This is a genomic window from Luteimonas sp. TWI662, assembly GCF_039673825.1.
Lineage (GTDB): Bacteria > Pseudomonadota > Gammaproteobacteria > Xanthomonadales > Xanthomonadaceae > Luteimonas.
Genome location: NZ_JBDJMI010000003.1, coordinates 189,005 through 211,035 on the forward strand (window position 1 = coordinate 189,005; position 22,031 = coordinate 211,035).

The window sequence follows — 22,031 nt, forward strand, 5'->3', positions numbered from 1 at the left end:
AGCCGGCACGTGGACGGATTGTCGGACGATGCCGCCCCGGCCGCACGCCCGCACCAGGCAGGCAGTGCCTCGCGCCGCAGTGGCGCGCAAGGCCAGCGGCGAACGCACCCTCGCGCCCGGCGCAGGGTCGGTTCAGAAGCGATAACGGGCACCGACGTAGTACTGCCGCCCGGTCACCGTGTAGCGGTCGGGCAGCATCAGGTCCGAATCGACATAGCGCCGGTCGGCGGTGTCGAGCAGGTTGATCGCCTCGAACGTCAGGCTGAGCTTGTCGTTGACGCGGTAGGCCATGTTGAAGTCGACGTTGCGCACGCTGTGCTTGCCAGTCACATCGGCCGTGGCGAGCTGGTTGCCGTCCAGGTCCCAGACGTTCTCGCGGCTGAGCACCTCGCCGATGTAGCCGTCGCGGTAGCTGGTGGATATGCGCGCGCTGAAGCGGCCGTCGTCGTAGTACAGCGTGGCGTTGTACGAGTTGGGCGAGAGGTTGACCAACTGGTTCTCGGTCACCTGGGTCACCACCGCGGCATTGCTGTTGGCCGCGGTGCTGAACAGGTACTCGATGTCCGAATCGACGTGGGTGTAGTTCATCTGCACGCCGAAGTTGCGCCAGAACCCGGGCAGGAACGAGAACGGCTGCTGGTAGGTCAGCTCCCAGCCCTTCAGCGGGCCACCCGGCGTGTTGTAGTAGCTCTGCACGTTGAAGATGGTCTCGGGCGTGAAGCCCGGCGGCAGCAGCTCGAGGGCGTAGCCCAGGTCGGCCCACGTGCTCAGCAGGCGGGTGCGCTGCACGTAACTGTCGATGTCCTTGTAGAACACCGCCGCCGACAGCAGGCCCCCTTCGGCAAAGTACCACTCGGCGCTGAGGTCGTAGTTGGTCGAGCGGAACGGATCGAGCTTGGGATTGCCGAGGTTGATCGAGAACACCCGCCCATCGTCGAAGAAATTCGTCGGCCCGCCGCTGACGCTGGGCGACATATAGGTCAAGGTCGGCCTGGCCATGGTCTTGGCGGCGCCCAAGCGCAGCACGACGTTCTCGGCCACGTCCCACGACAGGTTCAGCGACGGCAGCACGTCGGTGTAGCTGTGGCCGACCGTCGTCCCCACCAGCAGACGCTCGCCGGCATCGGCGGTCGCGCTGGCGACGCCGAAGAAACGTTCGCAGTTGGCTTCGCCGCCCGCCGGGCACGGCGCCCAGCCCGAGGCGTCGATCTGGGTCCGGACCACGCGCACACCGACATTGCCGCGCAGCGCGCGCTCGAGCAGGTCGGTGTTGAAATCGAGCTGGCCGTAGACCGCCATGCTGCGCTCGGTGACCTCGAAGTTGTTGTTCGAGGCACCGAAATGGCCGATGCCGGCGAGCCGGAAGTCGCCGCCGGGCACACCATTGTCGGCATTGCTGTAGATATCGAGTAGATCGGCGATGCGATCGAAATCCGGGATCAGCCACGAGGCCGGCATGTTGCCGGAGAGATTCTTGCCGAAGCCGTCGAGCGTGGTGCTCAGATCGCCCAGCGTCACCCCGGCCGGCAGCGCCTGCGGCAGACGTCCGTAACTGATGTGGCGATATTCCTGGCTGCGCATCTCGTAGTCCTTCCATGCCAGGCCGGTGCGGAAGGTCAGGCTCGGCGTGACGTCGACGGCCAGGTCCACCTTGGCGGTATCGAAGGCGTTCTTCACGTAGCTCGGGTTGAGCCGCACCTCGCTGATGTTGGCGCCGCGCGCAGTGCCGTTGGCGTTCACCGGCACAGCGCCGTAGCCCAGCCACGACCAGGCATCGGCGCTGCTGGTGTCGAACGGGAAGGTCATGCTGGGCATCCGCGGATCGCCGCGCATGTCCAGCACGAAACCGTCGAGATTGGCGTTGTCGAAGCTGACCATCGAGAACACCGGCCGCGCATAGTCGGACACTGAATGGCCGAGCGTGGCGTCCAGGCGGACGGCGTCGTTGAAGCGGTGCTCGAGCTGCAGGCTGAACTGCTTGAACTCGGTCGATTCCTCGATCTGGCTCGACTCGGTACGGAAGTCGACATTGTCGAACACGCCGTAGACCAGACGATTGCGCTCATCGACCTGGGCCTCGCGCACGATGATCTGGGTCTTGCCGCCGAGATTGGCCGCGCGGTGCAGATTGGCGCCGAGCGAATCCTCGCGCTGGTCCTTGTCGAGCTTGGCGTACATCGCATCGAAGCTCAGCAGGGTGTCGTCGCTGATTCGGAACTGAAACGCGCCGGTGACGCCCAGGCGCTCGATCTCGTGCTTGGTGCGGATATAGCGCGGGTAGCGGGGAATCCAAGCGTTGGTCGCGGTCTCGTAGGCGTCGATGTTCGCCTGCGAGCCTTCCGGCCGCGGCAGCCCGGTACCGCAATGGGCCGCGTCGATGCCCCAGGTGCCATAGCCGTTATTGCTTTTCGGATTGCCCAGCTCGCCGGACGCGGGATTGCGTGGGGTCTGCGGGTCGTAGCCCACGGGCGAACAGAAGCCGTAGGTGCCGTTGTTGTTGGCGTTGGACTGGTTGGCATTGCGGTGGTTGCCGTGCTCCCAGCGCACCGGGTTGTAGCCTTCCTCGAAGATCGAACGCTCGCTGTAGGATGCCGACAGCAACGCGCCGACCCGGCCGTCGGCCCAGGTGTTGCTGATCAGGCCCGACACGCGCGGGTCGCTTTCCTCCGACAGCTGGTTGTAGCCCAGCTGGCCGCTGGCCGAGGCGCGGAACCCGTCGAAATCGAAGGGGCGCGAGCCGCGCAGGTCGACCGTCGACCCCAGCGAGCCTTCGTCCATCTGCGCCGACTGGGTCTTGTTGACCTTGACCTGGCTGAAGAGCTCGGAGGCGAAGGTGTTGAAGTCGAAACCGCGCGAGCGGTTGACGCCCGCGCTGCCGCTGCCGGCTGTCGCCAGCGCTTCCAGGCCATTGAGGCGCACGCGGGTGAAGTCCGAGCCCAGACCGCGCACGGAGATCCGCTGGCCCTCGCCGCCCTCGCGATCGATCGAGATGCCGGCCACGCGCTGCAGCGACTCGGCCAGATTCTGGTCGGGGAACTTGCCGATGTCCTCGGCGAAGATCGCATCGACCTGCTCGATGCTGTAGCGCTTCTCGTCGAGCGACTTCTGCAGGCTTTCGCGATAGCCGGTGACCGTGACCGCCGCCATGTCGGACACGTGAGTCGGGCCTTCTGCCTGCTGCGCGAAGACCGGCGAAGCCAGTACGAAGGCGATCCCGGCCGCGAGCATGGAAACCGGTGTCTTCAAGCGATCGGTCGTGTCTTGCATGGTCGGGCTCCTCCCCCTGTGTCGCGCGTCGAGCAGATGGACCATCACCGCCCCCGAAATGACACCGCTGGTCATTCGGGCCGGAACGGTAACAGCGCCGACACGGGCGGTGCATCTTGCAGCGCAACAAGCAGGACGTCGGATGCGTGCAACGCGCCTGCCCTGCGCATCGAGCACAGTGCCGCTATTCGTCTGCAAGCCACTGGTCCGCAGACACGAAAACGGGGCGACCCGAAGGCCGCCCCGTCTTGTCGCACAGCAGGATCAGAACTTGTAGCGCAGACCCAGCAGGTACTGGCGGCCGGTCTGGCTGTAGTCGAGCGGCAGGCGGGAGGCTGCACCGATCCAGGTTTCCGAGGGCTCGTTGGTGAGGTTGATGCCTTCCAGGCTCAGTTCGATCTGATCGCTGATCCGGTAGCGCAGCGACGCATCGATCGTCGTGGTCCCATTCTGTCCGTGCACGTCCTCGGTGAAGCCCGCCTCCTGGCCCGGCACCAGGATCAGGTAGTCGTCACGGTTGGTCGCGGACACGCGTCCCGAGAAGCTCTCGCCCTCGTAGAACAATGTCGCGTTCCAGGAGCGCTTCGACGAGCCGAGCAGACGCTCACGCAGCGAGGTCGCGCCGCTCGCCGTGACGTACTGGATGTCGGTGTCGACATAGGTGTAGTTGAGCTGGACGCCGAAGTTGCGCCACACGCCCGGCAGGAACGTGAAGGGCTGGACGTAGTTCGCCTCGAAGCCCTTGAGCGGACCGCCAGGCGTGTTGAGCGGCACGCTGAAGACAAAGTCGTCGTTGACAGTCGCCCCCGTCCCTTCGAGCAGGCTTGCGGGCAGCCCACTGGACGCGTAGCTGCGCACTTCCCGGAACGGTTGAATGGTCGTTTTGAGGTCTTTGTAGAACAGGCCGAGCCCGAGCATCGCGCCTTCGTCGAAATACCATTCGAAGCCCAGATCGGCAGTGTCGGCGCGCACCGGCTCGAGCGTGGGATTGCCGCCGCTGACGGTACGCGCACCACCACTGACGTTGACCGTGACGCCCGGCGTCAACGAACCCAGGCCGGGCCGCGACATCACGCGCGCGGCGCCGAAACGGATCAGGAAGTCCGGCGCGATCTCAGCGACGAGGTTCATCGACGGTAGCGTATCGCTGTACTCGCGCGACACCGTCGAGGTGACCGGGGTGCCGCTGGCGGTTGCGATGCCAGTAGAAGACTGCTTGGTGCGCACGTAACGCACGCCGAAGTTGCCCGAGAACGGAATGTTGCCCAGATCGGTCGAGAACTCGCCCTGCAAGTAAATGCCGCGATCCTGCTCCTCGACGCTGCGTGTATTGACCGCACGCTCAGTCAGCGCGAATGTGCCCTGGCCGCTGTAGATGTCGAAGTAGTCGGCGATACGCGCGTAGCTGGGGATCACCCAGCGTCCGGGCGAACCGCCTATGCCGCTCAGAGTACCGGTGCTGGTGAGATCGGAAGGCACGATCTGGCTGCCATCGGCGAACGCCGGAACGGCGCCTTCTGATTTCCGTCGCAGTTCGCGAGTCGAGAACGTGTAGTCCTTGGCCTGCACACCGCCCTTGAGGCGGAAGCCCGGACTGATGTTCCAGTTGAAGTCGATCTGCGCGTTGTCGAACTTGTTCTCGACGTACTGCGGCCGCAGGCGTATTTCGGCGAGCGTCCAGCCGGCGGGATCGAGCGGATCAATGCCGTAGCTCAGCACCGGCCGGTAGGGATTGCCGCGGTAGTCGTAGCTGTACCCGTCGACATCAAGCTTGTCCATGATGATGGTGGTCTGGATCGGATTCTCATGTTCGGATTTCGACGTTCCGATCCTTCCCGACAGCGTGAAGTCGTCGGTGACGGCGAACTTGCCGTCCAAGGTGAGCTGAGTGAAGACAGTATTCCATTCGTCGTGGCGGCTCTCGGAACGGATGTCGACATTGTCGAACTGACCGTAGATCAGCGCGCCGCGGTCATCGACGACGCCGTCGCGAACGATCGTCTGCGGCTTGCCAGCACGGCTGCGACTGAACGAGATTGCCTCGATGTACTTTTCGTCGCGCACAGCGTCAATCTGCGAGTACAGGCCATCGAGCGCGAACTCCAGGCGATCGGTGGGTTTGAACTGCAGCGACGCCGTCACGCCGGTGCGCTTCTGGTCGTGCTCCATCAAGGTGTAACGCGGGAAGCGCGGATGATAGACGTCGCTTCGACACGCGTCCGGGAACGGCGAGGTGTTGATCGGATTCGTCGCCGTGGGACATCCATTGAAGCCGCCATTGCTCGGCCCGTTGGCCCAGCGTCCGGTGCCACTGCCTTCCTCCAGCGTCTGACGCTCGCTATAAGCGACCGAAAGCAAGGCGCCGAAACGACCGTCGGCCCAGGTATTGGCGATCAGGCCGGCGACCCGCGGGTCGGCCTTCGCCGCCATGTCGCTGTAGCTCGCCTGACCGCTGGCGACGACGGTGAGGCCGTCGTAGTCGAAAGGGCGCGCGGTACGCAAGTCGACCGTCGCACCGAGTGAGCCCTCTTCCACGTCCGCCGACGCGGTCTTGCGCACGATCAGCTGCGAGAACAGATCGGAGGCGAACACGTTGAAGTCGAAGCCGCGTCCACGGTTGGCGCCGCCGCTCTGGTCGGATCCGCCGACGGTCGTCAGCGCTTCCATGCCATTGATGCGCACGCGCGTGAAGTCAGGGCCCAGCCCGCGCACGGTGATCTGTCGGCCTTCGCCCGCGTCACGCGCAATCACCACACCGGGAATGCGCTGCAGCGATTCGGCGAGATTGAGATCCGGGAACTTGCCGATGTCCTCGGCGACGATCGCATCGACCACGCCGGCCTCGCCGCGCTTGATGTCGAGCGCCTTTTCCACGCTTGCGCGGTAGCCGACCACCCGCACCGTATCGAGTTCGGCGGCCTGATCGTCAGTACCGGTGGCCTGCTGCGCGAGCACCGGGAAAGCGGCCGCCTGGAGCGCCAGCGCGATGCCGGTCGCCAACAAGGTAACCGGTGTCTTTTTTGAATCGACCCACTGCCTCATACGTCCCCTCCCAGGGTGCCCGGTGCATGGTGTGGCGCGGCTTGACTGCATCGTCGCGCTTGCTAATGTGGTGACGGCGCCCAAATGACACCGCGGGCCAAACGCTATCAGAACACTGTCAGCGACGCATGCTGCGGCGCGACAGACTCACCCCCGGCCAGCGCGCGGCGCCGGCCCATCCCACAGGGCATCACGCATGGGCAAGCGCATCCTCTGTTTTGGCGAACTGCTGCTGCGCCTTGGCGCGCCGGGGCGCGAGCTGCTGCTGCAGAGCCGGCAACTGCAGGTTCATGTCGGCGGCGCGGAAGCCAATGTCGCGGTCTCGCTCGCCCGGTTCGGGCACGACAGCGCATTCGCCGGGACCGTCGCAGACAACGCGCTCGGCGATGGCGCGCTGGGCGAGTTGCGCCGACACGGCGTCGACGTGTCGCGCGTGCGTCGGGTGCCGGGTCGCATGGGGCTGTACTTCCTGGCGACCGGCGCGGGTCTGCGCCCCAGCGATGTCGTCTACGACCGCGCCGACTCGGCGTTCGCGCGCGCAGCCGCCGAGACCTACGCCTGGCCATCGCTGTTGGACGGCATCGACTGCCTGCATGTGTCCGGCGTGACCGCCGCGGTCGGCCCGGCCAGCGCGCAGGCCGCCGCCGAGGCCGTCCGTGCCGCGCGGCCATGCGGCGCGCTGGTGTCGTTCGACGGCAACTTCCGCCCGAAGCTGTGGGCCACCTGGAACGACCGGCCGGCGCCGCTGCTCCATGCCCTGATCGCCGAGGCCGACATCGCCTTCATCGACCATCGCGACGTCGACCTGATCCTGGGTCCGAAGACCGACGAGGCGGGCCTGCCGGCGGCCGAGCGCACCATCGCCGCCGCCGCGCGTGCGTTCGCGGCCTTCCCTCACCTGCAGCGGATCGCCTGCACCCAGCGCGACGTGCGCAACGTCGACACGCACATGCTCGGCGCCCTGCTCGTGCGCCGGGACGGCGCGGTCCACCGACTCGACCCGCTGCCGGTCGACGGCATCGTCGACCGCATCGGCGGCGGCGACGCCTTCGCCGCCGGCGTGTTGCACGGCGTGCTGTCGGGCATGGCTGACGCGCAGGCCCTGGCATTCGGCCTGGGCGCCGCGCGCCTCAAGCACAGTGTCCCCGGCGACTTCAACCTCGTCGGCGCGGACGACGTCGCAGCCCTCGTGGACAGCGGCCGCCTGGACGTGCGCCGCTGAAAAGAACCGGGGTCAGAAAAAACCGGGGGCAGAGTGCAAATTCAAAAAGAATTGCACTCTGACCCCGGTTTGGCTTTGCGCGTGACGGGCTAGAGTTCGCAGAAGCAGTAGGCGACGGCCTTCACCGGCTTGCCGGGCACCGGCGTCATCACGCTCTCGAGCAGGCGCAGGTCCTGTTCGGCCCGCGGCGCGGCGCGCGACAGCAGCCCGCGCGCGAGGTCGCTGTGGCCGAACAGCAGGCTACCGGCGCGGCCGCTGACCAGGCCGGTCAGGAACCGCCCAAACGGCGTTGCGGTCTTCTCGATGTAGCGCACGCGCCAGCGGTCGGCACCGAGTTCGGCGAGTTCGGCCGCCTTGGCGATCGCGGTGCGCAGGCCGCCGAGTTCGTCGACCAGGCCGCGGTCGAGCGCCTGGGTGCCACTCCACACGCGGCCGCGTGCGACGGTGTCGATCTCCTCGCTGCTGCGGCCGCGCGCCTCGCCGACCTTGCCGATGAAGTTGCGGTAGCCGCGGTCGATGATCGCCTGAATCGCCTGCCCGGCCTCGGGCTGCAGCTCGCGCGACAGATCGAAGGCGCCGGCGAAGCGGGTCGTGCCCACGCCGTCGGTGCGCACACCGATCTTCTCGAGCGTGCGCGGGAACGTCGGCACCAGCGCGAAGATGCCGATCGAGCCGGTGATGGTCGAGGCATCGGCATAGATGCGGTCGGCGTTCATGCTGATCCAGTAGCCGCCCGATGCCGCAACATCGCCCATCGACACGACCACCGGCTTGCCCTCGGCCTTGAGCGCGTCGACTTCGCGGCGGATCTGCTCGGAGGCGAACACCTCGCCACCGCCGGAGTCCACGCGCAGCACGACCGCCTTGACGTGCTCGTCCTCGCGCGCCTCGCGCAGCAGCGCCGAGGTCGACTCACCGCCGATCGTGCCCGGGGGCTGCTCGCCGCCGGTGATGCCGCCCTCGGCGACGACCACCGCAACCTGCGCACGCCGGTCGGTGGCGCGCGGCTCGACATGGGCCAGGAAATCGCGCATCGCAATCTGGCGGAACCCGCCGTCGGCATCGTCGTCGGCGACGCCGCGCTCGGCCAGCAACTGCTCGACTTCCTCGAAGGTCTTGAGCCCGTCCACGTAGCCATGGTCGAGCGCGTACTGGGCGAGGTCGCCCTGCGCCGCAGCGATGCCGGCCGGCAAGGTCTCGATCTCGGCGTTGATCGCCTCGGACGTCAGCCCGCGCGCCTTGGCGATGTCGGCCACGTGCCGCTGCCAGATGTCGTTCATCCAGTACAGGTCGGCTTCCTTCGACTCGGGCGACGCGCCGTCGAGAATGAAGGGCTCGGCCGCGGACTTGTACTCTCCGACCTTGAACAAGTGCATGTCCACCGAGAGCTTGTCGGCCAGCGCTTCGCGGTAGTACTGGCGATAGCCGCTCAGGCCTTCGAGCATCATGCCGCCCTCGGGATCGAGATAGACCTCGTCGGCCTGCGCGGCGAGCAGGTACTGCTGCTGGCCGAAGTACTCGCCGAATGCGACCACTTGCTTGCCGGCCGCGCGCAGTTCGGCCAGCGCCTCGGCGATCTCGCGCATCGACGCATAGCCCGAGAACGTCAACCGGTCGGTCCGCAGCAGCACGCGCTCGATCCGATCGTCCTGCTTGGCGGCCTCGAGCGCGCGCAGCACGTCGCGCAGTTGCACTTCCCCGCTGCCACCGCCGCCGCTTTCGGCCAGCGCGCGCGTCAGCGGATCGCTTCGGTACTGCTCCACCAACGCGCCCTCGGGCGCGATCACCAGCGTCGTGCGGTCGAGCAACGGCGCCTGCCGCGAGCCGCCACCCACGATCGCCAGCAGCACCAGCAGTGCGAACAGGAACAACAGACCGAAGAACAGCAGGTTCAAGATCAGCCTGCGGATGAAGTTCATGCCGTCCCAGAGACCGACGATGAAGCGCGCCAACGGCGCGCGCGGGGGCTGCACAACGGTACTCATGCTCGATACGACTCCATTAGAAAAGGGCCCGGATCCGCTGCCGGTGTGGGCAATGCCACGCACGCTCCGGTCCACCGCGGCAGACTACCCGGGCAGCCGGCCGAATGCATGCGCCGGTGGTCACTGTGACAGCCGAGACGCCAACGGCGTCGTCACGCGCCGGCTGGTGCGCAGGAACCGGCCGCCCAGCAGCACCGCGGCCACTGACAGGCCGGCGATCAGTCCGATCCACATGCCTTTCGGTCCCCAGCCCAGGCCAAGGCCCAGGCCCGCACCCAGCGCCATGCCCACGCCCCAGTAGGCCGCGGCAGCCAGGAACATCGGCACCCGGGTGTCCTTGAGGCCGCGCAGCGCGCCGGCCGACAACGCCTGGATGCCGTCGGGAAACTGGAACGCCGCGGCGTAGAGCAGCAGTGCGCCGGCCAGCGACGCGACCGCGGCATCCTGGGTATAGGCGCGGACCACGTGGTCGTGGCCCAACAGCAGGGCGATGCCGGAGATAGTCTGGGTCGCCAGCACCAGGGCCAGCCCCGCGAACCCGGCGCGGCGCACGCCGGCGCTGCCGAGCCCGCGACCGATCGCATTGCCCACACGCACCGTGGTCGCCTCGGCCAGCCCGAACGGCACCATGAAGCACAGGGCGGCGACATTGATGGCGATCTGGTGCGCCGCGGCCTCGATCTCGCCGAGCCGGCCGATCAACAGCGCGGTCACCACGAACAGGCTGCCCTCCATTGTGACCGTCACCCCGATCGGCAGCCCGGTCCGCAGCAGCGGACCGATCTTCGACCAGCGCGGCGGATCGAACCGCGAGAACAGCGCGTAGCGGGCGAAGCGCCTGGACACCGCCAGATACGTCGCAAAGCCCAGCGCCTGCAGCCACATCATGATCGCCGAAGCCAGGCCCAGGCCGCCGGCGCCACGTTCGGGGAACGGCCCCCAGCCGAACGCAAGTGCGTAGCCGGTCGGCACCAGCACCAGCAGCCCGCCGAAGCCGAACAGCATCGTCGGCAGGGTCCAGTGGATGCCGTCGCTCAGATAGCGCATGCAGAAATACAGCGTCAGCGCCGGCACGCCCCAGCGAATGCCGTGTAGGAACGCGGTCGCGCCAGGCACGATATCCGGCGCGATGCCGAGCGGCCCCAGCGCGTTGGCCAACAGCGTCAGCAGAACCAGCAGCAATGCGCCCAACCCGGCGGCCAGCCACAGGGCCTGCCGGAACAGCGGCCCGACCTCGGCGTGGCGCCCTTCGCCGTCGAGCTGCGACACCGAGGGCGGCACGGCCATCAAGGTGCCCATGGGCACCATCAGCGGCAGCCAGAAAATCGCCGTCCCGACCGCGACGGCCGCCAGCGTGTTGGTGCCGTGGTGACCGGCGATCACCGAATCGACGAAGCCGATCAGGCCGGTGGCCACGTGACCGGCAACCAGGGGGGCGGCAAGGAGAGCCGTATGACGCACTTCGTGACCGAAGCGCGGGATGGCGGGCGGGGAGGACATAAGACCGACTCTGGCGACTGCGGCCGCGCGTACGAAACCGATGCGTGCGCTGGCGCCGGGGCGCGCAAGTCCGCTATTTTACGGGTATCGCGCATCGCCCGGGGGAACGGCCATCGGCCGGCGGGCTGCCGCGCAATCGCGACCGCGCGCTCCCGTCGCGCGCTTCGTCCGCCGCCACACCAGCCGGTGCGTCCCATGCCTCATGCCCACGCGCGCGATTCGGCGCCCACTGCCTGCGAGAACTGCGCGGCCCCGCTGCAGGGCGCGTTCTGCCACCGCTGCGGCCAGTCCACCCACAGCCCGGTCCGCCACGCCAGCCATGCGATCGAGGAGGTGTTCGAATCGTTCTGGCATCTTGATGGACGCATCTTCCGGACTGTGCGAGACCTGTTGGTGCCGGGCCGTATCGCGACGCGCTACCTGGCCGGGCAGCGGGTGCGCTATGTCGCGCCGATGCGGCTGTTCGTGATCCTCACGCTACTGACCTTCTTCGTCGCCAAGTTTCTCGTCGATGGCGCGACGTTCGACATCGCAGCAGACAGCCTCGACCGCGAGACGCGTGGGCGTATCGCCGCGGCAACGACCGTCGCCGAGGTCGTACGGGTGCGCGACGATGTGCTCGCCGACCTGGAAGAGGCCCGCCTCGTCACCGGCGCGATCCCTGGCGCCGGGCCGCAGCTTGACGGGGTCGAGGCACTGCTCCGCCAGCAGGCGCAGGCGCGGATCGACGCGCTCGGCGCAGGCGCCGAAGCAGACGCAGGCCCCGCGGTCAGCGCGGCCCAAGGCGAGGCGGTGGGCCGCGATGCGACACCTGCCCCACGCAGGCCGGCGCCGCCGATCATCGGCGGACCGCTTGGCGAACGCATCGAACGCAACCTCGGCCGCATGCGCGACGACCCCGGCGTCTTCAGTCTTGCGCTGCTCGGCGCTGCGCCGACGACGCTGTTCATCCTGGTCCCGTTGTTCGCGCTTCTGCTCAAGCTGTTCTACATATTCCAGCGCCGGCTGTACCTGGAGCATGTCGTCATCGCGCTCTACAGCCACGCGGCGCTGATGCTCGGCCTGCTGCTGGTGTTCTGCTGCGCCCTCGCTGGCAACTGGCTTTCGCCCCAGATGGGCTGGGCGGCGCGTGCGCTCGCCTGGGCGCAGACACTATTGCTGTGCTCGCTGCCGCTGTACTTGCTGGCGATGCAGAAACGCGTCTATGGCCAGTCGTGGCCGTGGACGCTGGTCAAGTTTGCGGCGATTGGCCAGATGTACGTCGTGCTGTTCATGAGCGTGGCGATCCCGATGGCCGGCTACGCGCTGTACGCGGCCTGAGCGCCGGGGGCGCTCAGGGCGACACGCGGGCGCGCAACCAAGCGTCGCGCTCGGGCGCCGGCACCGCCAGCCACTGGCGCCGCAGGGCATCGCGATCCTGGGGCGGCGTGCGTTGCGCCAGCAGCGTCAGATCGGCCAGCGCCTGAGGGGACGCCGCCCGCAACGCCGCGATCGCAGGCGCACGCTGGGCATCGGGCATCGCCGCAAACAGCGGATGCAACCGCGGCCACGCGGCTCCCAGGGTCGGGCCGAGCAGCCAGCCCCGGCGCAGGCCCAGGTCCAACTGCTCGAAGCGTAGGCGCAGCGCTTGCCGCTCGTCTTCGGGCAGGCTGTCGAAATAGGTGGCCGCCTGCTGCAACCGCGCGCGCTCGGCGTCGGGCAGGTCGGACACCGCCTCGAATGCCAGGCGACGGCGCGCGCGTTCAGCCGCCGGCAACGCCGCCCAGGCCGCTTGCCGTGCCGCCAGCGCCTCGCGCTCGGCAGCCGACATCGTGGCCAGCCGCGCCGCCCGCTCGGTCAGCCGGGCCCGGTCCCCGTCAGGCAGCCGCTCGAGCGGCAAGGCAGCCGGCAATGCCAAAGCGCTGCCAGCCAGTAGCAGCAATGGCGCACCGAGCAGGCGCAATGCGCGTTCACAGCTCCGCATCGCTGGTCTCCGGTTCGCCATCGTCATCGGTCTGGACGGGCTGCAGATGGGCATCGGCGGTCTCGTCCTGGGGTAGATCGCGCTGCGCCGCCAGCCAGGCGAAGAACGCCGGGTCGGCTTGCCATCCGGCGTCAGCGTCCTGGGCCAACAGCAGTTCGAAGTCCCGCTCGGTCACCAGCGCGGCCTGGGCGTCGTAGCGTGCGGCCGGCGCACTGTCGGCCAGCGCCTCGATGCGGATCTCTTCGTCGACCAGGCCACCGCGCAACGTCCCGATCCAGGTGGCAGCCAGCGCCAGCATCGTCGCCAAGGCCACCGCGGCCATCACCGGCCAGAGCCAGCGCGGGCGACGCACCACCGATTGCGTTGCATCCGGCTGCACGTCGGCCGCACCACGCACCACCGGGTAGCGCCGCAGCGTCGGCGCGCGCCCGCGCAGCGCCGCCTCGCGCAGGGCGGCCAGCCGTGCGAGACGGTCGGGCGGCAAGGTGCGGATGCCGGATTGAACGGTCGCGGCCAGCGCGCGCCATGCCGCGACATCGGGGCTGCCATCGTCGCCGCGCGGCAAGGCCCGCTGCAGGCCAAGCCGATAGGTCGCGCGCGACACGCCGAGCACCGCAGCCGCCTCGTGTTCGGGCAAGCCGGCCGCCAGCCGCAACAGCACGACGACGCGCGGACCGCCGGGCAGGCGGTCCAGCGCCGGCAATCCGTCGCCTGCGCTGCCGGCCCGGGGCGCGCGCAGCGCCGGAGCGGCCAGCAACAACGACCAGAAACGACGTGGCCAGTCGGCGAACGGCACCGTGGTGGCGCCCCGGACGAACTCGGCCATCGTCGCGGCCACCGCGGCATCGCCGGTGTCCAGATCGCCGCATTGCCACTGCGCGAACATCGCCGCGCGCCGCTCCACGCCACGCAGGAATGCGGCGGCGGCAGGCGGATTGCCGGGGACGGACGACGAAGACGGACGCATCGGGAAGGACGGTTCGGGCCGGGCATCATAGCTTCCACGCCGATGCAGGCGAGTCTTGACAAGCGCGATCGCGCTTTCCACAGGCGCCGGACACGCGCCGACGTTGTGCACAGGACTCACGAAGCTGTCATTTGGCTGAAGTCAACCGGCATCGCCCCCCTCATGACCGAAATGTTTCACGGCCAAGCATTTGATTCAAAAAAGGAATTTAGATTTGGCACTTTTTTGTCCAACCCAACGCCAGCCGCACTGAATCCCGCCTGTGGGGGCGGTTCAATCCGTTCATGCACAGCCTTATCCACAGGACGTGTGGATAAGCCGGATTTCGTTTCCAATCCGTCACTTGCGGCAGAAACGTGAATCTGCCCGCAACTTCGGCGCGCAAACGACGCGACCCCTGGGCTGCCTCGCACCGCCGCCCATGAGCCCGGCGCATCAGCGCTGCCGGCAGCCACCGCAGCGCGAACCCGACTGCCGTGGACGTCGCGCAGCGCCTAGACTGCGCCGGTGTCCGAATCTGCTTCCCTCCCCGCGGTGTTCCGCGTCGCGCTGCCCGTGCCGCTGCCGCGATTGTTCGACTATCGACCGCCCGTCGGCAGCGAGCCCGCCCTGCCTGCGCATGTCGGCCGACGCGTGCGGGTCCCGTTCGGCCCGCGCGAGCTTGTCGGCGTGGTGGCCGAGGTGGGCCCACCGGCCGGCGATGCCCCGCAACTGCGCGAAGCACTCGCGCTGCTCGATGACGCGCCCCTGGTTGCCGGCGAGCTCGACGCCTCCCTGCGCTGGCTGTCGCGCTACACCCACGCCCCGCTGGGCGAAGTGCTGGCGACCGCCCTGCCCGCGTCGCTGCGGCGCGGCGCCCCCCTGCCTGAGACCCATGCCTGGGCCTGGCAACTGACCGCGGCCGGCCAGACGGCGACGCCGGGCCTGAAGCCAGGCGCACGCCCGCACCGATTGGCCGAACTGCTGCAGGCGGCGCCGCGCGACGAGGACGCGCTGGACCTGCTGCTACCCGCTTGGCGCAGCGCGGCCCGCGCACTCGCGGCGCGTGGCCTGGTCGAACGCATCGCCATCGCCGCGTCCGGTCTTGCACCGGCCCCGCAGGCCGGGCCCGCCCCCAACCCCGAGCAATGCGCCGCGATCGACGCGGTGACCGCCACCGACGGTTTCGCCGCGCTGCTGCTCGATGGCGTGACCGGCAGCGGCAAGACCGAGGTCTACCTGCAGGCCATCGCGCATTGCCTGGCACGCGGACGCCAGGCCTTGGTGCTGGTGCCCGAGATCGGCCTGACCCCACAGACGCTGGCGCGCTTTCGCGCCCGCCTGGGCGTGCCGGTGCACGCCTTGCATTCGGGCCTGGGCGATGGCGAGCGTGCGCGGGTCTGGGCAGCCGCCTGGCGCGGCGAATCGCGGGTGATCGTCGGCACCCGCTCAGCGGTGTTCGTGCCCCTGCCCGACGCTGGCCTGATCGTCGTCGATGAAGAGCACGACGGCAGCTACAAGCAGCAGGACGGCATCCGCTACCACGCCCGCGATTTCGCGCTGGTACGCGGCAAGGCGCTGGGCGTGCCCGTGCTGCTGGGCAGCGCCACGCCGTCGCTCGAGTCGCTGCACAACGCCGTGGCCGGGCGCTACCGGCACCTGCGGCTGGCGCAACGCGCAGGCGGCGCACGACCGCCGGCGGTCCGCGTGCTGGATGTCCGCAAGCGCCCGCTCGAAGCCGGCCTGTCGCCCGACCTGCTCGTCGCGATCCGCGGTGCGCTCGATGCCGGCGGCCAAGTGCTGGTGTTCAAGAACCGCCGCGGCTACGCCCCCGTGCTGCTATGCCATGACTGCGGCTGGAGCGCGCACTGCCCGCGTTGCAGCACCCCCGAGCACGGCCATCCAATGACCGTGCATGCCGGCGGCCGCCGGCTGCAGTGCCACCATTGCGGCCACCGACAGAGCGCACCACCGGCCTGCCCCGACTGCGCCAGCCTGGGCCTGCAGCCGCAGGGCATCGGCACCGAACGGCTGGAGGAACTGCTGGCCGCGCGCTTTGCCGACGTGCCGGTGCTGCGGATCGACCGCGGCAGCACCCGGCGGCGGGATGCGCTCGAACGGCTGTTCGCCGAACTGGGCGCACGCCCGGGCATCCTGATCGGGACGCAGATGCTCGCCAAGGGGCACGACCTGCCGAACCTGACGCTTGTCTGCGTGGTCGGCGTCGACGAGGGCCTGTTCTCGGCCGATTTCCGTGCTGGCGAAAAGCTGGCGCAATTGCTGATCCAAGTCGCCGGCCGTGCCGGCCGCGCCGACAAGGCCGGGCAGGTGCTGCTGCAAACCCACCACCCCGACCATGCGCTGCTGCAGACGCTGGTCCACGGCGGCTACCACGCCTTCGCCGCCGAAGAGCTCGACCAGCGCCAGGCGGCCGGCTTTCCGCCGTTCGTGCCGCTGGCGCTGCTGCGCGCCGAATCGCCGCACGCGCAGCCGCCGATGGTCTTCCTGCACGCGGCCCGCGCGCTGCTCGCCGCCCACATCGGGCGCGACGCGAACGGCGCACCGACGCTGTCGCTCGACGGCCCGGTCGCCGCCCCCATGCCCAGACGCGCCGGCACCTATCGCGCGCAGCTGCTGTTGGCCGCCGATCACCGTGCGCGCCTGCATGGCGTGCTGGAGGCCACATTGCCGGCGCTCCATGCGCTCCCCGAGGCCCGTCGGACCCGCTGGTCGCTGGATATCGACCCGGTGGACCTGTACTGAGCCCGGGCAAAGGATACGGGCGTTGCAACCCGATGCCCGCGCTCAGGCCGCCGAGGCACCTCGACGGCTGCGGCTTCTGGGGTTGGGCTTCGGCGCCTCGCGGATCTCCACGGCCTGGCCGTCACGGCGAACCTCGAACAGGCCGACGGCATCGATCAACGCGCTGAGATTGCGATAGCCGTAGTTGCGTGCATCGAACGACCCCTGGTTGCGCACATGGCTGCCGACCGCCCCCAGGTGCGACCAGCCCTCGTCGTCGGCGCCGGCGGCGACCGCGTTGCGCAGCAGTTGCACCAGTTCGCGATCGCCCTGCAGCTCGGCCGACGTCCTCGCCTTTACCGACCCGCCGTTGTCGGTCTCGTCGAGCGCACGGAGTTTCTCGAGGTAGAGGAACGTCGAGCAGGCCTTGACGAACGGCGCCGGCGTCTTTTCCTGCCCGAACCCGTAGACCCCGTAGCCGTCGTTGCGCAGGCGCATCACCAGTGGCGTGAAGTCGGCGTCGCTCGACACGATCGCGAAACCGTCGAGGTTGCGCGCGTACATCAGGTCCATCGCATCGATGACCATCGCCATGTCCGAGGCGTTCTTGCCGGTGCTGTAGGCAAACTGCTGGATCGGACGGATCGCGTACTCGTGCAGCACCTTCTCCCATCCCGACAAATGCTGGCTCTTCCAGTTGCCGTAGGCGCGGCGCACATTGGCCACGCCGTGCCGAGCGATTTCGGCCAGGATCACATCGATCTTGGAGGCCGGGGCGTTATCGGCATCGATCAGCAGCGCGATGCGTTTCTCGTCGTCGATCCGTTGGCCGTGCATGGCCGTGCTCCTGTGGGCGCTGTGCGCGAGAGCGCCAGTCTGCCCGATCGGCGCCAGCGCTGCGCCTTCAGGGGTCGAGCAGTTCGCGCGCCATCACGATCGCGTCTTCGCGCCCGTGATGGGCCGGGTAGTAGCGCGGGCGGCGGCCGATCTCGTTGAAGCCCTCGTCGTGATAGAGCGCGATCGCATGCGGGTTGGACGGACGCACCTCCAGGAACACCCGCTGTGCGCCATGGCGGCGCGCGGTGTCCACCAGTGTGCGGAACAGGCGCCGCCCCAGTCCGCAGCCCTGGACATGGAGATCGACGCAGACATTGAGCACGTGCGCCTCACCGGCCGCGATACTCAGTACGCCGTAGCCCAGGATGTCGGCATCGGCATGCAGCACCCAGGCCGGATAGCCCGCGCGCAGGCAATCTTCGAAAATGCCGCGTGTCCACGGAAACGGGTAGGCACGCAGTTCGACCGCCATCACCGCATCCAGGTCGTCGTCCCGCATCGGCCGCAACGTCGCTGCGGCGGCGCGCAGCGTCGGCATGTCGATCGGCGCGTCCATGTCAGCCTGCGCGCACGCGCAGACGCCGCAGGGCCGGCCACAGCGCGCGCTTGGCCTGGGCATCGCGCAGCGTCCGCAGTTCGCCCAGGCTGCGATAGATCGCGAAGGCGTCCTCGGCATCGCGGCTGCGACCGGCCGCGCGCAGCAAGGCATCGAGCAACGCATCGTCGGGCAGCGTCTGTCCAGGCAGCTGCGCGCGATAGCGCACGTGCCCGAGCGCATCGAGCGCGGCGCACTGCAGCGCATCCCAGGTCATGGCGTCGCTCCCGCGCCGCCTCGCCGCCGCAGGCACCACAGCACCGGGCCCGACAGCGCGTACAGCAACGACGCGGCGAGCAAGGTCTTGGGCGGATCCACCCACAACGCGATCAGAATGCCGACCGCGACCACCAGCGCCACGAACGGCACCCGGTCCGAACGCGGGCCACGGCCACTGCCCTTGAAGCTGGTGTAGCGGATACGGCTGACCATCAGCAGCGCCGCCACGACGGTCACCCCGAGGGCCAAAAAGCGCAGGTCGTCGCCACTGAACTCCAACTCGTGGCAGGTCCAGACGAAACTGGCCATCAAGCCGGCTGCGGCCGGGCTCGCCAGCCCGACGAAATAGCGTTTGTCGACCGTCGCGACCTGGCTGTTGAATCGCGCCAGCCGCAGCGCGGCGCATGCGGCGTAGAGGAAGGCCCCCAGCCAGCCGATCTTGCCCAGCGTCGGCCCGTCGAGCCGCAGCGACAGCAGCGCCCAGTGGTACATGACCATCGCCGGCGCCATGCCGAAGCTGATCAGATCGGCCAGCGAGTCGTACTGGACGCCGAACTCGCTCTGGGTATTGGTGAGCCGTGCGACGCGCCCATCGATGCCGTCGAGGATCGCGGCCACGAAGATCGCCAGGCATGCAGCGGTGAACCGGCCCTGGGACGCGGCGATGATTGCGAAGAAGCCGGCGAACAGGCCACCGGTGGTGAACAGGTTCGGCAGCAGGTAGATGCCGCGGCCGCGGCGCGGCGTGGGGTCGGTCTCGCTCATCGCACGAGTGTAGCGCCTGGACGGCCGTGGCCGTCGGCCGAACGGTTGCGCGCCCGTCCCGGGGGTGCTGGAATCGCGCCCGTCCCCTGCTCGGCTCCTGGAGCCCCCATGCGCCGTGCCCTCGCCCTGCTCTGCCTCGTGCTGCTGGCCTGCCCGGCCATGGCCGGGGATGTCTACACCTGGAAGGACGCAGCGGGCGTCACCCACTATTCCCAGACCCCGCCCCCGTCCGGCGTGCGCTATCAATTGCGGACTGTCCGCCAGGACGCGACACAGACCGCGACGCGCGACCGGTCCGGCGAAGCCCCCGTGGTGCCGGCGCTGACCGCCACGCCCGGCACCGATGCCGGCAGCCTCCAGGCGCAGTGCGCTCTGGCGAAGGACAGCGTCGCCGCGCTCGAAACCGACGCCCCGGTCCGCCAGGCCGGCGAAGACGGCCGGTTGCGCGAGCTCTCGCCTGCCGAACGCGTCGACCAGTTGGCACTGGCCCGTGCCGCGGTGCGCGCCTACTGCCGCTGATCGCCGCGAGGCTGCAGGCCCGCGTGGCACAATGCTGGGTCCGATCCCGACCCAGATGCCGCCGATGCGCCTGTCGCAGTTCCACCTCCGTACCGAAAAGGAAACGCCCGCCGACGCCGAGCTCGTCAGCCACAAGCTGATGCTCAAGGCCGGCATGCTGCGCAAGCTGGGCGCAGGGATCTATCTCTGGTCGCCACTGGGCTTGCGCGTGCTGCGCAAGGTGGAAGCAGTCGTGCGCGAGGAGATGGATGCCGCCGGCGCGATCGAATTGCTGATGCCGACCATCCAGCCGCGCGAACTGTGGGAGGAAAGCGACCGCTGGCAGAAATTCGGCCCGCAGTTGCTGAAGGTGAAGGACCGCAAGGCGCAGGAGTTCTGCTATGCGCCCACCGCCGAGGAAGTGATCACCGATTTCGCCCGCGGCGAACTGGCCAGCTACAAGCAGCTGCCGTTGAATTTCTACCAGATCCAGACGAAGTTCCGCGACGAGATCCGCCCGCGTTTCGGCGTGATGCGCTCGCGCGAGTTCGTCATGAAGGACGCCTACTCGTTCGACATCGACGAGGCGGGCATGGCGGCCTCCTACCAGAAGATGCACGCGGCCTATACCCGGATATTCACCCGGCTGGGCCTGGATTTTCGCGCGGTGCAGGCCGATTCCGGTGCCATCGGCGGCGACGCCTCGCAGGAATTCCACGTGCTGGCCGAATCGGGCGAGGACGCACTGGTGTTTTCCACCGCTTCCGATTATGCCGCCAACGTCGAGGCCGCCCGCGCTGCCGCGCCTGGCGCGCGACCGGCGCCCAGCGAGGCGCTGCGCCGGGTGGAGACGCCCACCCAGAAGACCTGCGAGGACGTCGCCGCACTGCTCGGCATCGCGCTGGCCCGCACCGCCAAATCGATCGCGTTGATGGCCGGCGATCAGTTCGTGCTCGCCCTGGTGCGCGGCGATCACGCCGTCAACGAGATCAAGCTCGCCAAGGTCGAAGGCCTGGCCGATTACCGGCTGGCGAGCGAGGCAGAAATCGTCGATTACCTGGGCAGTGCGCCGGGCTTCCTGGGCCCGGTCGCTCCGCGCCGACCGATCCGGATCGTGGCCGACCTGGAAGTCGCCGCGATGGCCGACATCGTATTCGGCGCGAACGAGGCCGGCTGGCATCTTGCAGGCGTCAACTGGGGCCGCGACGTGCCCGAGCCGGACGTCGTGGCCGACATCCGCGACGTGGTTGCCGGCGATCGCGCCGAGGACGGCGGCGAACTGCGCATGGTGCGCGGCATCGAAGTGGGCCACGTCTTCCAGTTGGGCCGCAAGTACGCCGAAGCGATGGATTTCAAGGTGCTCGATGCCGCTGGCAAGGCCGTGGTGCCGTGCATGGGCTGCTACGGCATCGGCGTGTCGCGCGTGGTGGCTGCGGCGATCGAACAGAATCACGACGACAACGGCATCATCTGGCCGGCGGCGATGGCGCCGTGGCAAGTCGCGGTCTGCGTGATCAATCCCAAGAACGAAACCCACGTCGCCGAGGCGGCCGAGGCGCTATATCGGGAATTGCTGGCGGCCGGCATCGAGACCGTGCTCGACGACCGCGGCCTGCGGCCCGGCGCGATGTTCGCCGACATCGAATTGATCGGCGTGCCCCATCGCGTGGTGGTATCGGGCCGCGGGTTGGCTTCGGGCACCTACGAATATCGTCGACGTACGGCGGCGGACGCAGAGAATCTCGATCGCGAATCGCTGTTCTCCAGGCTTCGCGACTGAAGTTTCCTGCAGCCGCCACAGCGCCGGTTAATCCCTCGGCCCATCTCGCGCCACGTCCGGCGACCGCGCCGGGCGCGGCGATGATTTGTTTCCTGGGATAATCCCGATTATGATGCCCGCCATGCCAAAGGACTGGTCACCCCATTAACCAGCCGGAGCCGTACACATGGCGTTTGACCTCAATGCATTTTCCCCGCAGCAACTCGATGCGCTGATTGCCCAGGCCAAGGAGCGCAAGACCACGCTCAAGAAGCGCAAGCCGCTGGCCACTGTGCGCAAGAAGCTCACCGACCTGGCCGCTGCGGAAGGGTACAGCGTTGCCGAACTGTTCGGCACGGCGGGTGCTGCAGCCCCCACCAAGGCCGGCCGCACCGGGCCTGCCAAGGGCCGCAAACTCGGCAAGGTGCCGCCGAAGTATCGCAACCCGGCCAACAAGGCCGAAACCTGGACCGGTCGCGGCAAGCAGCCGTTGTGGCTGGCCGCCCAGATCAAGAAGGGCAAGAAGCTCGAAGAGTTCCTGATCAAGTAATCGGGACTGCTTTCGAAACGAGAAAAGGCGCCGTTGGCGCCTTTTTCTTGGCGTTTCACCGCCGGCAACCGCACCTTTCGCAGCGTCCCCGTGCGCGCACCGAGCCTCGAAGCTCGGCAGCCTGGTGGCCCGCGGTCCCGC

At 68.5% G+C, this 22,031-nt stretch carries 16 protein-coding genes; 6 read left to right on the forward strand and 10 right to left on the reverse strand.

Going from position 1 to position 22,031, the window contains the following annotated elements; genetic code table 11:
* Nucleotides 1-132: 132 nt before the first annotated feature.
* A complete protein-coding gene (locus ABE488_RS04415; RefSeq protein ID WP_346447296.1) occupies nucleotides 133-3,267 on the reverse strand; it encodes a TonB-dependent receptor in 3,135 nt (1,044 codons plus the stop codon).
* A 264-nt stretch (nucleotides 3,268-3,531) separates the two neighbouring features.
* Nucleotides 3,532-6,309 carry a TonB-dependent receptor gene (locus ABE488_RS04420; RefSeq protein WP_346447297.1) on the reverse strand — a complete coding sequence of 926 codons (2,778 nt, stop codon included), beginning with the start codon at nucleotides 6,307-6,309 and terminating at the stop codon, nucleotides 3,532-3,534.
* A 196-nt stretch (nucleotides 6,310-6,505) separates the two neighbouring features.
* Here ABE488_RS04420 and ABE488_RS04425 point away from each other — a divergent pair, with 196 nt between their 5' ends.
* A complete protein-coding gene (locus tag ABE488_RS04425) occupies nucleotides 6,506-7,531 on the forward strand; it encodes a sugar kinase (protein ID WP_346447298.1) in 1,026 nt (341 codons plus the stop codon).
* An 89-nt stretch (nucleotides 7,532-7,620) separates the two neighbouring features.
* Here ABE488_RS04425 and sppA read toward each other — a convergent pair whose 3' ends face one another.
* Nucleotides 7,621-9,516, reverse strand: coding sequence for a signal peptide peptidase SppA (gene sppA, locus ABE488_RS04430; RefSeq protein WP_346441657.1), 1,896 nt, complete (start codon nucleotides 9,514-9,516; stop codon nucleotides 7,621-7,623).
* Between the two features lie 120 nt (nucleotides 9,517-9,636).
* The gene (locus ABE488_RS04435) at nucleotides 9,637-11,016 is read right to left on the reverse strand and encodes an MATE family efflux transporter (RefSeq protein ID WP_346441658.1); all 1,380 of its coding nucleotides are present in this window, start codon (nucleotides 11,014-11,016) and stop codon (nucleotides 9,637-9,639) included.
* Nucleotides 11,017-11,211: 195 nt separating this feature from the next.
* Between ABE488_RS04435 and ABE488_RS04440 the strand changes: the two genes are divergently transcribed.
* Entirely contained in the window at nucleotides 11,212-12,336 is a 1,125-nt protein-coding gene (locus ABE488_RS04440) for a DUF3667 domain-containing protein (protein ID WP_346447299.1), read from the forward strand.
* Between the two features lie 13 nt (nucleotides 12,337-12,349).
* On the opposite strand, the gene ABE488_RS04445 is transcribed toward ABE488_RS04440, so the two are convergent.
* Complete coding sequence (locus ABE488_RS04445) at nucleotides 12,350-12,979, reverse strand: DUF3106 domain-containing protein (protein WP_346441660.1); 630 nt, start codon at nucleotides 12,977-12,979, stop codon at nucleotides 12,350-12,352.
* Nucleotides 12,966-13,946, reverse strand: coding sequence for a sigma-70 region 4 domain-containing protein (locus ABE488_RS04450; RefSeq protein WP_346447300.1), 981 nt, complete (start codon nucleotides 13,944-13,946; stop codon nucleotides 12,966-12,968). The genes ABE488_RS04445 and ABE488_RS04450 overlap by 14 nt, the downstream gene beginning before the upstream one ends.
* A 507-nt stretch (nucleotides 13,947-14,453) precedes the next feature.
* On the opposite strand from ABE488_RS04450, the gene ABE488_RS04455 reads away from it, so the two are divergent.
* Complete coding sequence (locus ABE488_RS04455) at nucleotides 14,454-16,688, forward strand: primosomal protein N' (RefSeq protein WP_346447301.1); 2,235 nt, start codon at nucleotides 14,454-14,456, stop codon at nucleotides 16,686-16,688.
* Nucleotides 16,689-16,730: 42 nt separating this feature from the next.
* Here the strand turns inward: ABE488_RS04455 and ABE488_RS04460 are convergent, their stop codons facing one another.
* The 4 genes from ABE488_RS04460 to pssA all read right to left on the reverse strand — a co-directional run bounded on the left by ABE488_RS04460 (nucleotide 16,731) and on the right by pssA (nucleotide 19,083).
* Nucleotides 16,731-17,504 carry an NYN domain-containing protein gene (locus tag ABE488_RS04460; RefSeq protein ID WP_346441663.1) on the reverse strand — a complete coding sequence of 258 codons (774 nt, stop codon included), beginning with the start codon at nucleotides 17,502-17,504 and terminating at the stop codon, nucleotides 16,731-16,733.
* 67 nt (nucleotides 17,505-17,571) lie between these two features.
* On the reverse strand, nucleotides 17,572-18,060 hold the full coding sequence (gene rimI, locus ABE488_RS04465) for a ribosomal protein S18-alanine N-acetyltransferase (RefSeq protein WP_346447302.1): 489 nt from the start codon (nucleotides 18,058-18,060) through the stop codon (nucleotides 17,572-17,574).
* A 1-nt stretch (nucleotide 18,061) separates the two neighbouring features.
* Nucleotides 18,062-18,316 carry a hypothetical protein gene (locus ABE488_RS04470; protein WP_346441665.1) on the reverse strand — a complete coding sequence of 85 codons (255 nt, stop codon included), beginning with the start codon at nucleotides 18,314-18,316 and terminating at the stop codon, nucleotides 18,062-18,064.
* Nucleotides 18,313-19,083, reverse strand: a complete 771-nt coding sequence (pssA, locus tag ABE488_RS04475) for a CDP-diacylglycerol--serine O-phosphatidyltransferase (protein ID WP_346441666.1) — start codon at nucleotides 19,081-19,083, stop codon at nucleotides 18,313-18,315. Before pssA ends, ABE488_RS04470 begins: the two co-directional genes overlap by 4 nt.
* Before the next feature lie 108 nt (nucleotides 19,084-19,191).
* Here pssA and ABE488_RS04480 point away from each other — a divergent pair, with 108 nt between their 5' ends.
* The 3 genes from ABE488_RS04480 to ABE488_RS04490 all read left to right on the forward strand — a co-directional run bounded on the left by ABE488_RS04480 (nucleotide 19,192) and on the right by ABE488_RS04490 (nucleotide 21,890).
* Nucleotides 19,192-19,602 carry a DUF4124 domain-containing protein gene (locus ABE488_RS04480; protein ID WP_346441667.1) on the forward strand — a complete coding sequence of 137 codons (411 nt, stop codon included), beginning with the start codon at nucleotides 19,192-19,194 and terminating at the stop codon, nucleotides 19,600-19,602.
* A 64-nt stretch (nucleotides 19,603-19,666) separates the two neighbouring features.
* Nucleotides 19,667-21,361: a proline--tRNA ligase gene (locus ABE488_RS04485; protein WP_346447314.1), complete on the forward strand. Its 1,695-nt coding sequence runs from the start codon at nucleotides 19,667-19,669 to the stop codon at nucleotides 21,359-21,361.
* A 166-nt stretch (nucleotides 21,362-21,527) separates the two neighbouring features.
* Entirely contained in the window at nucleotides 21,528-21,890 is a 363-nt protein-coding gene (locus ABE488_RS04490) for an H-NS histone family protein (protein ID WP_346441668.1), read from the forward strand.
* Nucleotides 21,891-22,031 lie beyond the last annotated feature (141 nt).